The following is a 12,342-nucleotide window of genomic DNA, read 5'->3' as shown; positions in this document are numbered from 1 at the left end:
CCCGCTCGGTCCCCCCCCGGCCCGCGACCGAAACTCAGGCCGACCCCGAACAGTGGGAACAACCAGCACGACCCCCCTTCGGGGAAACAGCCTGTCGGCCGCGATGACCATCGCGGCCGACAGGCTCTTCTGCATGCCGGGACGCCTGTGACGGAGGCCACCGCCCCGGCGAACCGGCCCATTTCACCCGTACTTTCACGCACGGCACAGGGATGCTCACCGGCCGCAGGCGGGCGGGCGTTTCCGCACGCTGCGGCCATTCCGCGCCATCCGCTCCACGTGTATTTTCGCCATGCACTTCGTCATGTGCATGCCGCCTGCTCTTCACGTGGATGGCATGACGGGGTGTGAATCTCCCCCCAATGACTGACGCCCGCCACCTCATCCGGCGGGAGCTGTGCGTGCCGAAAGGTTTCCCCCACGTGAAGATTCCTCCCCGCCGTTTCCGCTGGGCTGCCGTAGGCGCCGCCGTGGCGGCCCTCGCGCTGGTGCAGATACCCGCGACCCCCGCTGCCGCTGCGGACTACTACGCCGCCGCCGAAGGCAAGACGGGCACGCAGCTGAAGGCCGCGCTGCACTCCATCATCAAGAGCCAGTCCAAGATCTCCTACAGTGCCGTCTGGGACGCCCTGAAGGCCACCGACCAGGACCCCGCCAACACGTCGAACGTGATCCTGCTGTACTCCGGCCGCTCGCAGTCGAAGTCGACGAACGGCGGCGAGGTCAACGACTGGAACCGCGAGCACGTGTGGGCGCAGAGCCACGGCAGCTTCGGCACCGGCATCGGCCCGGGCACCGACCTGCACCACATCCGTCCCGAGGACGTCACGGTCAACAGCACCCGCGGCAACAAGGACTTCGACCTGGGCGGCAGCCCGGTCAGCGAGGCCTCGGGCAGCTTCACCGACTCCAACTCCTTCGAGCCGCGCAACGCCGTCAAGGGCGACGTGGCCCGGATGATCCTCTACATGGCCGTGCGCTACGAGGGCGGCGACGGCTTCGCGGACCTGGAGGTCAACGACTCCATCAACGGCTCCGTCCCCCAGCACGGACGCATCAGCGTGCTGAAGCAGTGGAACGAGCTGGACCCGCCGGACGCGTTCGAGCAGCGCCGCAACCAGATCATCTTCGACAGCTACCAGCACAACCGGAACCCGTTCATCGACCACCCCGAGTGGGTCGAGGCCATCTGGTAGTCCGGACCCCCGGGCCACACCGGGCCCCGCGGACGGGCATCCCGTCCGCGGGGCCGCCCGCGTCACGGGTTGTGGAACTTCACCTCCGGGTTCGCGGCCGTCGGCCCCGCCAGCAGCGGCTGCGGGACGCCGCGCAGGTGCCGGTCGAAGAAGCCACCGACGTACGCACGGGTGAGGTTCAGTGCACGGTCCGGGGGGAGCGGCGTTCCCGGGAGTCCGAAGTGGTCCAGGATGACCGGTGCGTCCGTGAACGAGAAGTGGTCAGTCCCCGAGAAGGTGACCCACCGCTTCCACCCGTCGAGCGCGGTCCACGTCTCGTCCCACGTGCGGTCCTCGCCGCCCGGCCGGTGTACGGCGTCGTCCGTGCCGAGCATCATGAACGGCCTGCCGCCGAGCCCCCCGGCGGGAAGGGTTTCGTGGAACGCCCCGTCCATGTTCACGCCCGCCCGGATCCGACGGTCGCCCGCCATCGCCGTGGCGGCGCTCGCCCCGCCTATGGAGTGGCCGGCCATGCCCACCCGTCGCGGGTCGATCACCGAGGCGTACTTCCACACCGGCTGCCGGCCCGTCAGGCGGTCCAGGACGAAGGAGACGTCCTTCGCCCGGCCCTCGGTGACCTTGCTCTCCGGCTCTCTGCCCTCGCTCACCGCCTCGCAGGCCACACAGCTCAGCAGTCGGCCGCCCGGCACCGCGATGCCGAAGGACTCGTAGGCGTGGTCCACGGACGCGACGACGTACCCCCGGCTGGCCAGGTCCTCCGCCATGGCCGTCAGGGTGTAGCGGGAGACCGTGAATCCGGGTGAGAGCACCACCAGGGGATGGCGTCCGCGCGCGGGCCTGGCGTCCACCCGGCTGTACGTGCGCATCGCGCTCAGCTCCGCCGGCGGCACGGCGTCCGCCAGCCCGGTGCCCTCGACGAGCGCGGCGGTCTCCGCCGTCGTCGCGTACGGCGCGGGGCTGCCGGTCCCTGAGCGGGCGGCCGGATAGTGCATCGTGACCATCAGCTCCCGACCGTCCGCCCCCGGCACCCACGGGTCCTGCCGGGAGCGGTCGACGAGGTGGAGCACGGAACTGCCCACCGGTAACAGTCCCGTGGGGCGGGGCAGTTCCGCGCCGGACCGCTTCAGGTCCGTGGCTGCCGGGCTCTTCGCCGCGGGCGCCGCGGAAGCGGTTCCGGCGGCAACGAGCGGCAGGGAGAGGGCAAGTGCGAGTGCGGCGGCCGCGGCCGCCCTGCTGTGAGTGACCATGCATCCGAAGCTAGTCCGCACCGCCCGTAGCCCGCGTCACCCTCAGGTCGCGGCCGCCTACCCCTCCCGGAGGGGTACGGGGTCGGCTCGAGGTCGTACGAGACCGCCGGGCCCGTCGAGGTCCAGGAAGTGGAAGCCCGGCCTCGGGTGCATCAGGAAGTCGTGGTGCGAGATGTTCCACGCGTACGCCCCGGCAAGGCCGAACGCCACCCGGTCGCCCGCCCGCAGCCCCGGCGCCGGCACCTTCCGGGCGAGGAGGTCCTTGGGGGTGCACAGCTGGCCGGTCAGGGTCACCGGCCCCGGCCCGGCGGCCGGGCGCGGCCAGGGGTGCGGCCAGTCGTCCACGGGCAGCACGGTGCACGGCTGGTCGTGCCCCTTCGTCGCCGGGGTGCGCAGGTGATGCGTGCCGCCTCGGACGACGGCGAACTCCTCGCCGTGGCTGTCCTTCACGTCGAGCACCTCGGTGGCGTACCAGCCGCAGTACGCGGTGAGGGCCCGGCCGGGCTCGATCCGCAGGGTCAGCTCCGGGTGGGCCGCGGCCAGCCGGGCGAGGCCCGCGCCGTACGCGGCCCAGTCGAACCTGCTCCCGGGGGCGCCGTAGTCGACGTTCATGCCGCCGCCGACGTTGACCTCGGCGAGGCGGATGCGGCGCCGCGCCGCCAGGTCCGCCGCCCAGGCGACCACCGATTCGGCGACCGCCAGCTGGCCCGCTGCCTCGAGCCCGCTGGCCAGGTGCGCGTGGACGCCGCGCAGTTCCAGGTGCGGGCAGGCGCCGGACGCCAGCAGGTCCAGGGCGGTGTCCGCCGCGGACGCGTCGAGGCCGAAGGGGGCGGGGCGGCCGCCCATCGCCAGGGAGCTGCCCGCCAGCGAGCCGTCGGCGACGGGGAGGTTGAAGCGCAGCAGGACGCCCACCGGTGCGGCGGGGACCCGCCGGGCGGTCAGCTCCGCGAGCACCCTCAGCTCGTGGACGCTCTCGACGTGGAAGCGGGCCACGCCCTGCTCCAGCGCTGCTGCGATCTCGTCCGGCGTCTTGCCCGGCCCGCCGAAAGCGAGCGGCCGTCCCGGCACCGCCTTGCCGACGTGCGCGAGCTCGCCGCCCGAGGAGACCTCGTAGCCGTCGACGTACGGGGCGAGGGCGGCCAGGATCTCCGGCTCCGGGTTGGCCTTGGCGGCGTAGTACAGCTCGACCTGCCGGGGCAGTGCCGCGCGCACGGCTGCGGCGTGCGCGCGGAGCGCCGCCAGGTCGTAGACGTAGGAGGGCAGTCCGGCCGCGGGCAGGGCCAGGACGTGCGCGCGCACGGCGGGGGTGGGTTCGGTCATCGGGCACTCCGGCAGTCGTGGACGCGTACGGGCGAGGGAACGGGCGCGGGTACGGAAACGGGCTCGAGCTCGGGGACGGGTACGGGAACCGGGACCGGAGCGGGGGCGGGATCGGACTGCGGTGCGTCCTCGCCGATCGGCGAGGGGAGGCGGACGTATCCGGCGTCGCGGTCGGCCTTGCGCTCCCAGCGCGTGAGCAGGTTGGCCTTGGCGGGCAGGGGCGCGCCGGCGAGCAGCGCCGCCAGCCGGGGCGGGCAGCCGTAGCGGGCCCCGTGGGAGCGCAGGACGGCACGGACCCGCCCCCACAGTGCGCGTTCGGTCCCCGGGTGCAGGTCGGCGATGGCGGCGAGCAGCTCCGCGACGTGGTTGACGAGCAGGCAGTACACGACGCGGTCCCAGCCGCGCCGGGCGTCGTACGTCATGGGTCCGGCGACGTCGGCGGGCAGGGCGCCGAGGCTGTCGGCGTGGTGCTCGGGCAGGAGCTTGGTGCCCTCGAGGTCGCGGAAGAGGACCTGCGCCGGCGTGCCGTCCGCGTCGACGCACACGAGGACGTTCTGCAGGTGGGGTTCCATGACGACGCCGTGGTCGAAGTAAGCGGCGAGCACCGGCGGTACGAGCAGGCCGAGGTAGGCCGACCACCACTCCAGGGCGGCCTGCGGGCCGCCGCCGCGCAGCAGCCGCGAGATGTGGCCGGGGCCGGTCGGGTACTCGTCCGCGACGGCTGCCGCGAGGAGGGCGGTCGTGCCCGGCACGAGGCGCCGGGACAGGCCTTCGCGGACGATCACGCCGAAGCCCTCGAGCAGGTCGCGGTCCGGGGTGCCGTCCGGTCCGGGGATGGCCAGGCTGCGGTAGGCGGGCTCGCGGAGCATGCCGGTGGCGGGGAAGCGGTCGGACAGCTCCGCCAGAACGGGTTCCAGGATGCGGGTCAGGGCGACGGCTCCGGTGAGCTCGTACCGAGCGTTCTTCCGGAGGCAGTTGGTGAGCCGGATGTTCAGGCTGAACTTGAGGAAGGACTCGCCGTCGTACAGCGTGCGCACGGAGGCGGTGGCCGCGAACGGCTCGCCGCCGGGGCCGAGGTCGATGACGTCGCCGCGTGCGAAGGCATCCTGAAGCGCGGGGAGTTCGCGGAGCATCGCGTACTGCCACGGGTGGGCGGGCAGCAGCCGGTAGCCGTCCGGGACGTCGGCGCGGAGCCGGTCGAGCGGCCCGGTGGCGCCGTCCTCGGCGACCAGGTGTTCGCGTACGGCCAGGTGCCGCAGCGGGAAGGAGCTGCCGGCCTCGGGGGCGTACGAGGTCCAGGAGGCGGTGTCGCCCGTCCGTGCCTTGGGGGTGGGGTGGAACCGGTGGCCGAAGAGGAGGGACTGTTCGGAGGCCAGATAGGTCGCGAGCCCGCTTCCCTGGCCGCCGGCACGCCCTGCGCCCGGGCCGCCCGCAGGGCGGTGGGTTCGCCTGCCGCCGCGGGCCGCGAGCATCAGGGAGACGGCCTGGTGGCTGGAGGCGACCTGGTCCAGGAACTCGGCGTTGTGCAGCCCCGTGCGCAGGGACAGCTCGTCGTGGATGTGCGCGGCCAGGCGCCGCCACCCGATCTCGGCCCATCTCCCGCCGCGCTGCTCGGCCACGGGTCCGGCGAAGCGGTGGGCGCCCAGTACGGACCGCCTCCGCAGGGCGACCCGCAGGCGGACGCCGCGCCGGGGCAGGGCCAGCACCAGGTGGCTGCCGTCGGCGGCGGCCTGCCGCTCGGGACCGGACACCTCGCGCAGCAGGCAGTTGAGCAGGGTGTGGGCGACCGCCGTGTCGGCGGTGGGCAGTGCGGCCGGGGCGGCGGGCACGGCGAGGGGGGTGGTACCGAGCGAGTCGGTCAGCGGCATCGAGGACTCCAGCACGTACGGGAAAGCCGAGAACACGGAAGGCCGGGACCGCGGAGGCGGAACCGGGAAGGCGGGGAGAGGAGCGGTCCGAGGGCGGGGACGCGGGCGCAGGGGAAGGGTCCGGGCTCAGGTCGGTATCGCCGTCCGCAGGTGGTTCCGCAGGTAGTTGGGGCCGGTGGTGTAGTGCTTGTTGATGTCGGCCGCGCCCGTGCGTTCCTTGGAGAAGAGGGTGCCCGCGGTGACCATGGCCTTGACCGGCAGCTCCGGGGCGTCCAGGACGCGGGCGCGCAGGACGGCCCCCGGCTCCCCCGGGCCGGTGCCGAGCCGGTCGACGGCCTCGGCGAGCCGGTCGCGCACGAGTCCCAGGAGCGTGCGGAGCGGCGCCCTGCCGTGCCGGGCCAGCCCGAAGGCGTAGGCGCCGGCGCACAGGTGGACGGTGATGGTGGTGAACAGGTCGGCGACCGGGCCGTCCTCGTCGCCGAATATCCGTGCGTCGTCGAACGCCGCGGGGTCGGGCGCGTCGGCCCCCAGGGCCTCCCGCATGCGGCTGGTGTGGATGCGGGGGCCGTCGTTGTCCTTGAGGAGCAGTCTCAGGCGGGTGCTGCCGCCGGGGCGGCGGTCCAGGACGAGCGAGATGTTCTGCTGGTGGGATTCGAGTGCGATGCCGTACGCGAAGAGGGTGGTCTGCCAGTCGAACAGCAGGGTCAGGACGGCGTCGAGGAGTGCGACCGGGTCCCCGCCGTGGAAGCGGTCGGCGAGCCGGTCGATCAGCAGACGGCCGCCGGGGGCTTCGCTCAGCAGGGCGGCCATGGGCACGACGGCGCAGTCGTCGAGGCCGGGCGGCAGCCGGCGGCACAGGACGGCGAGCAGTTCGTGCCCGGCGTGGGCGTGCACGGTCTCGTCGGCGAGGAGGACGGTGGCCCGGAAGCGCGGCTCGCGGGCGATCACGGTCTCCAGCAGCCGCTGTCCGGCGGCGCCGTCGACGAGCGTGCCGGGTTTGATGGTCCGCCGGTTGCGCATGCCGAGGGTGGAGGTCGCCAGCGGCAGTTTGAGGTGGAGCGCGGGATCGTCCATCAGAGCCACCGTCCGCATCGAGAGGGTCGGTACGACGTCGAGCCGGGGGTGTTCGGCGAGGACGGCCCGGCCCTCCAGGCTGGTGGCGCGCAGGGCCTCGCGCAAGGGGGCCCCGGCGGTGAGCGGGTGCACGGGCAGCGCGGTGTGGGTGTGGCGCAGCTCGGGCAGGCCGAGGGCTTCGGGGGTGGGCCAGAGGTCCCCGCCGGCCGCCGCGGAGAGCCCTCCTGCGCCCGCGGACACGGTGAGCGCCTGCTTCGGCACCGCGAGCCAGCGCAAGGCGAACTGCGGGTGGAACTCCGGCGCATGGGCGCGCAGCTGTGCGTCGTCGAGGCCGGAGCGGCCGCGCGCGGTCGGGTAGACGGGGTGGTCCAGCCGGGCGGCGAGGGTGTCGTGGGCCAGGCCCGCTGCGGGGCCGGTCCAGTAGGCGGGGTCGCTGCCGTGGCGGGCGGTGAGGCGGGCGGCCACCTCGTGGCGGGTCCGGGCGTGCAGCCGTACGGCCGCAAGGGTCTGGCGGCACTCTTCGGCAAAGGCGTCGAAGCCGCTCCGGTCGGCCGGATCGGCGAGCGTGCCGAGGGCGGTGAGCATCTCGTCGGGCGTGGAGAGCCGGCGGCCGTCCGACTCCCGTACGAGCAGCGGCAGCCGGGCCGTCAGGGCGCTCTGGAACCCGTCGTCGGTGACGGGCAGCAGGAGGGCTCCGCCGGCTTCGGGAGCGGGCAGGCGCAGCCACGGGCCGCCCTGGCGCACGACGGTCGTGGCGCGGGTGCGCAGGCCGACGACGTCTTCCCGCAGGAGTGCCCCGAGCACCCGCAGCACCAGGTCCCGTTCGGCGGCGTCGGGGGGCGTGGCGGCGCGGGGCGGATCGTCGGGGGTGTCAGCGGCACCGGGAGCGCCGGGAGCCGTGCCGTCGGGTGCGGCCGTCGCCGTCACGGGGCGATCTCCCAGCGCTGCGCGTCCAGGAAGCCGGCGGCCGCGCGGCCGACCGCGTCCCGGCTGGTTCCGGTGGCCCGCAGGACGCCGAGGTAGTCGCGGTTGGTGTGGTGGAGCGCGTGCCGTTCGCCCGCCCGGCGCCAGGGCCGGTAGGCGAGGGTCACCCCGTCCACGTGCAGGTCGCACGCGGCGGGGGCCGAGACGAGCACTCCGGCGCGGTCGGCGCACGGGTAGACGATCAGTGCGGCGCCGTCGGTGCGGGCACCGAGGTCGGCGGGGAGCGGCTCCCCCAGGTGGGTGCGCAGGACGTGTTCGAAGTACGGGATGCCGAGGAGCTGGGCGAGCAGCAGGTCGCACTGGTCGCCGATGGCACGGTAGTTGACCTCGATGATGCGGGCGCGCCCCTCGTGCACGACGAACTCCGTGTGGCAGGCGCCGAATCCGACGCCGAGCGCGTCCAGCTGGGCCAGCACCTGCCCGAGCACCGGCTCGGGGTGCGCGGCCACGAACGTCATCCGCTCCTCGATGAAGTGCGGGGGCGGTGACAGTTCGGTGTGGAAGCCTCCCAGGACGTGCCGGGTGCGGCCGTCGCCGAGGGTCTCCAGCGTGTACAGCTCGCCCGCGAGGTACTCCTCCACGAGCAGTGCCGCGTCGGGCCGCCGCGCCTGTATCTCCGTGCACCGCCGCACGAGTTCCGCGGGACCTTCCACCAGCACCACGTCCTCGCTGGCCACGCCCTCGCGCGGCTTCACCACGCAGGGGTACGGGACGCCGGACCCCGCGGGGTCGGCGAAGCCGGCCGGGTCCTGGCCGGGCGCCAGTTCGCGCGACCACACCGTGTCGGCCCCGGCGGCGGCCAGGTGACGGCGCATCTGCGCCTTGTCCTTGGTGCGCAGCGCGGCCTGCCAGCTCTTGCCCGGCAGACCGAAGTACTCGGCGGCCAGGGCCGCCTGGGTCTGGAGGTGGTCGCTGTTGGTGAAGACCGCCGCGGGCGCGTGGTGGACCGAGATCCGGCTGACGACGGCGCGGAAGTCGCGCACGTCACACTCCAGGACCTCGGTGTCCGGCCGGATCCCCCGGTGGGCGGCGGGCTGGTCCGTGAGCACGGTGACGTCGAGGCCGAGCCGGACCGCCGCGGGGAGGAAGCCCTCCGTGACCGAGTCGGTCGGGTTGAGGGCGAGGAGGTACAGGCGCACGGGCGGCCCCTTCGGGTCGGACGGGTGGTGCCGGCGGGCGACGCGGGGCGCGGCACGAGCAGCTCGGCGTGGCTCCTGGGTCGCCACCAACCTGCAGCTTAAGTTAGGTAAACCTAAGCCCTCAACTTCCGCCCTGGCGTGGCGCTCTGGGACTCGAGCGTCGCTCAAGGCGGTCTGGGTAAGGTGAGGCTTACCTTAGAATCGGCGGGTCGACGGTCCCCGCCGACCCCTGCGAAGGAGCTCCGATGACCCTGGTACCGGTAACTGCGGCGGCCCCCGCCATGACCGCGGCCGCCGCTCTCACCGGTACGTACGACCGCCTCATCGCCCTGTGCGACGCCCTGGACGTACGGACCGCTCCCCCGGGTGCGGCCCGGCTCCCGCTCCCGGGCACGGGAAGCGGTACGGGCGCGGCAGGCGGTACGGGCGCGACAGGTGCCCGCCCCACCGGCGCCGACCTCGCACGGGACCCGGAGCTGCTCGACGCCTTCGTCGGCGCCGAGGCCGCCCGGATCGAGGCGCGCCACGGCCACGCGCCCCGCGGGGACGTCGCCGCGTCCCGGGCGCTGCACGACTACCTGTGGTCCGTCAGCCTGCTGATGAGCGGCGCCTGGTACCTGGAACGCCGGGTGCCGCGGATCCACCCCCGGCAGTTCCGGGCCGACCTCGTCCGGGGCGGGTTCGAGCTGGTCCCGGGCGGCGGCTTCGCCTGCCTGCCGCACGATCCGGCGGCCGGGCTGCCCGGAGTCCGGGTGGCCGGTCACGAGGAGGCCCTGCGGGCCGAACTGCGGGCCGCCGTCGCCGATCACGTACGCCCGCTGCTCACCGCGATGGGCCCCCGGCTGCGGCGCGGGTCCCGGGCCCTGTGGGGCATGGTGACCGACGACCTGGTCTCCGGCATCTGGCACCTCGGCCGCGTCCTGGGCCGGGAGGACCACGCCGTGGAGGCGGCGACCGCACTGCTCCCGACCGGCATCGCGCCTTTCCCCGGCGGCGCCGCCTTCCGGCGGCTGACGGGCTCCGGCGGGCAGGAGTACCCGACCCGGACCCGCCTCGGCTGCTGCCTCTACTACACCCTCGCCTCGGCCGAGGCCTGCGTGACCTGCCCCCGGACGGGTGACGCGGAGCGGCTGCAGAGGCTGGAGCAGGATGCGTGACGACCCGGGCGCCTGAGCGCCGGGTTCAGGCGCGGGCCGTCGCGGAACCGGACCAGTCCTCTGCGAGGAGGCCGTAGATCACCTCGTCGAGGAAGGCGCCGGTCACCCAGGCGGCCGCGCGCAGCGTCCCCTCGTGGATGAAGCCCGCCTTCTCCGCCGCCGCGATCATGGGCTGGTTGTCGGCCAGGGTCTCCAACTGGAGGCGGTGCAGGCCGCGGACGGCGAATCCGTAGCGGCACAGCAGGTCCACGACCTCACCGCCCAGTCCGCGGCCGCGGAACGACGGGCGCAGGGACATGCCCAGGTGGGCGGTGCGGCTGTGGGTGTCGATGCCCCAGAGGAGGGCCTCGCCGGCCAGGTCGCCCGAGCCGAGGTCGACGACCGAGAAGAAGGCCACCTCGTCGGAGGGCTCGCCCACGGCGTACGGGGAGTGCCCTCCGTCGGCCTCGACGGGCCGCCAGGGGCGCGAGTCGGCACGGGAGCGGGTCTCCCAGTCGTCGTAGAGCTCACGGTGGAGTACGGGGACGTCGTCGGCGTGGCGGGCGCGCAGCCCGGCTCTGGTTCCGAGGATCACACCGGGGTTGTAGTACCGCGCGGCGTCCCCGCACAACCGGTTTCCGGCGGCGGTGCAGCGGCGGTCTCGCGGTCGGCGTTCACTTCGTGAAGGCGGAGGGGCTGTTCCGGATTCCTCGTGTTCACCTCTTGCCGTACGGGAGTCGGGCGAGCACAGTGGTCCCGCAGCTGCTTCTGAGAGCGCTCTCATTTCCGTGCACTTCCCTCCCCACCGAGAGGTGCCCATGCGTGAAATCCTTGTGAGAAACGGGCCGTTGCGGCGCCTGGCCGTCGCCGCCGGAGCGCTGGTGACGGCCGCCGCCGCTGCCGTCGCGGCGGTGTCCCTGCCGGCCGAGGCCTCCGCCCCCGCTCCGGGTCCCGGCTGGAGCACGGTGTTCGTGGACGACTTCGACGGGCCTGCCGGCAGCGGAGTCGACACGGCCAAGTGGCAGTACACGACCGGCACGAGCTATCCGGGCGGCCCCGCCAACTTCGGTACGGGCGAGATCGAGACGATGACCTCCAGCACCTCCAACGTCGCGCTCGACGGCGCCGGGAACCTGCGGATCACCCCGCGGCGCGACGCCGCCGGGAACTGGACGTCGGGCCGCATCGAGACCCGGCGCGCGGACTTCCAGCCGACCGCGGGCGGCACGATGCGCGTCGAGGCCCGCATACAGATGCCGAACGTCACCGGCCCCGCCGCCAAGGGCTACTGGCCGGCGTTCTGGATGCTGGGCGGGCCCTACCGCGGCAACTGGTGGAACTGGCCGGGCGTCGGCGAGCTGGACATCCTGGAGAACGTCCAGGGCATCAACCAGGTCTGGGCCACGATGCACTGCGGCACCAGCCCCGGCGGCCCGTGCAACGAGAAGTCCGGCATCGGGGGCCAGCGCGTCTGCGCCCCGGTGAGCTGCCAGGCCGGTTTCCACACCTACGCCGTCGAGTGGGACCGCGGCGCGAGCCCGCAGGAGATGCGCTTCTTCCTGGACGGCGGCCTGTTCCACACCGTACGGGAGAACCAGGTGGACGCCGCGACCTGGGCCAACGCCACGAACCACGGGTACTTCCTCATCCTCAACGTCGCCATGGGCGGGGAGTTCCCCGCGGCCTTCGGCGGCGGCCCGGACGCCGGCACCGTGCCCGGCCACCCCATGGTCGTGGACTACGTCACCGTCCTGCAGCGCGGGCCCGGCGGCAGCACACCGCCCACCACACCCCCCACGACCCCGCCCACCACGCCGCCGACGACCCCGCCGCCCGGCGGCACCAAGGACGCGTACGCCGCGATCCAGGCGGAGTCCTCCGACGGCCAGTCGGGGCTGGCGACGGAGACGACCTCCGACAGCGGCGGCGGCCGGAACGTCACCTCCGTCGCCAACGGCGACTGGGCGCTGTTCCAGAAGGTCGACTTCGGGTCGTCGGCGGCCCGGCAGTTCTACGGCCGGGTGGCGAGCGGCGCCGCCGGCGGGGTGAGCGGCCTGGTCGAGGTCCGGCTCGACTCCCGTACCAGCGCCCCCGTCGGCAGCTTTGCCGTCGGCGGCACCGGCGGGTGGCAGAGCTGGCGGACGGTCCCGGCCAACATCTCGGCCGTGACCGGGGTGCACGACGTGTACCTGACCTTCACCAGCGGTCAGCCGGCCGACTTCGTCAACCTCAACTGGTTCTCCTTCGGCCACTGACGGCCGCAGCGGAACCGGTTCTCCCCGGCGGGGGGGGGGGGGGACGCCCCCCACGCCCCCCCCCCCCCCCCCCCCCCCCCCCCCCCCCCCCCCCCCCCCCCCCCCCCCCCCGAGGGGGGGACA

The 12,342-nt window shown here is 74.1% G+C and carries 9 protein-coding genes; 3 read left to right on the top strand and 6 right to left on the bottom strand.

The annotated features are described in order from the left end of the window. The first annotated feature begins 422 nt into the window (after positions 1-422). Positions 423-1,196 carry an endonuclease I family protein gene (locus tag ACZ7H1_RS05140; RefSeq protein WP_470783848.1) on the top strand — a complete coding sequence of 258 codons (774 nt, stop codon included), beginning with the start codon at positions 423-425 and terminating at the stop codon, positions 1,194-1,196. Positions 1,197-1,258: 62 nt separating this feature from the next. Here ACZ7H1_RS05140 and ACZ7H1_RS05135 read toward each other — a convergent pair whose 3' ends face one another. From ACZ7H1_RS05135 to ACZ7H1_RS05115, 5 genes are all read right to left on the bottom strand, one after another. Next, positions 1,259-2,443 carry an alpha/beta hydrolase family protein gene (locus tag ACZ7H1_RS05135; RefSeq protein WP_470783846.1) on the bottom strand — a complete coding sequence of 395 codons (1,185 nt, stop codon included), beginning with the start codon at positions 2,441-2,443 and terminating at the stop codon, positions 1,259-1,261. A 57-nt stretch (positions 2,444-2,500) separates the two neighbouring features. Continuing rightward, positions 2,501-3,763, bottom strand: coding sequence for a type III PLP-dependent enzyme (locus tag ACZ7H1_RS05130; RefSeq protein ID WP_470783844.1), 1,263 nt, complete (start codon positions 3,761-3,763; stop codon positions 2,501-2,503). After that, on the bottom strand, positions 3,760-5,631 hold the full coding sequence (locus ACZ7H1_RS05125) for an IucA/IucC family protein (protein ID WP_470784018.1): 1,872 nt from the start codon (positions 5,629-5,631) through the stop codon (positions 3,760-3,762). Before ACZ7H1_RS05125 ends, ACZ7H1_RS05130 begins: the two co-directional genes overlap by 4 nt. Before the next feature lie 126 nt (positions 5,632-5,757). Further along, positions 5,758-7,518 carry an IucA/IucC family protein gene (locus ACZ7H1_RS05120; protein ID WP_470784016.1) on the bottom strand — a complete coding sequence of 587 codons (1,761 nt, stop codon included), beginning with the start codon at positions 7,516-7,518 and terminating at the stop codon, positions 5,758-5,760. 110 nt (positions 7,519-7,628) lie between these two features. Then, a complete protein-coding gene (locus ACZ7H1_RS05115) occupies positions 7,629-8,828 on the bottom strand; it encodes an ATP-grasp domain-containing protein (protein ID WP_470783842.1) in 1,200 nt (399 codons plus the stop codon). Positions 8,829-9,073: 245 nt separating this feature from the next. Between ACZ7H1_RS05115 and ACZ7H1_RS05110 the strand changes: the two genes are divergently transcribed. Beyond that, on the top strand, positions 9,074-9,985 hold the full coding sequence (locus ACZ7H1_RS05110) for a (2Fe-2S)-binding protein (protein ID WP_470783840.1): 912 nt from the start codon (positions 9,074-9,076) through the stop codon (positions 9,983-9,985). A 25-nt stretch (positions 9,986-10,010) separates the two neighbouring features. Here the strand turns inward: ACZ7H1_RS05110 and ACZ7H1_RS05105 are convergent, their stop codons facing one another. Then, on the bottom strand, positions 10,011-10,559 hold the full coding sequence (locus ACZ7H1_RS05105) for a GNAT family N-acetyltransferase (RefSeq protein WP_470783839.1): 549 nt from the start codon (positions 10,557-10,559) through the stop codon (positions 10,011-10,013). A gap of 223 nt (positions 10,560-10,782) precedes the next feature. Here ACZ7H1_RS05105 and ACZ7H1_RS05100 point away from each other — a divergent pair, with 223 nt between their 5' ends. Beyond that, positions 10,783-12,219 carry a glycoside hydrolase family 16 protein gene (locus ACZ7H1_RS05100; RefSeq protein WP_470783837.1) on the top strand — a complete coding sequence of 479 codons (1,437 nt, stop codon included), beginning with the start codon at positions 10,783-10,785 and terminating at the stop codon, positions 12,217-12,219. Positions 12,220-12,342 lie beyond the last annotated feature (123 nt).

It is taken from the genome of Streptomyces sp. NPDC037401, assembly GCF_055602345.1.
Note: the sequence above shows the minus strand (reverse complement) of the source record. Positions and strands in the feature narration are given on the sequence as shown.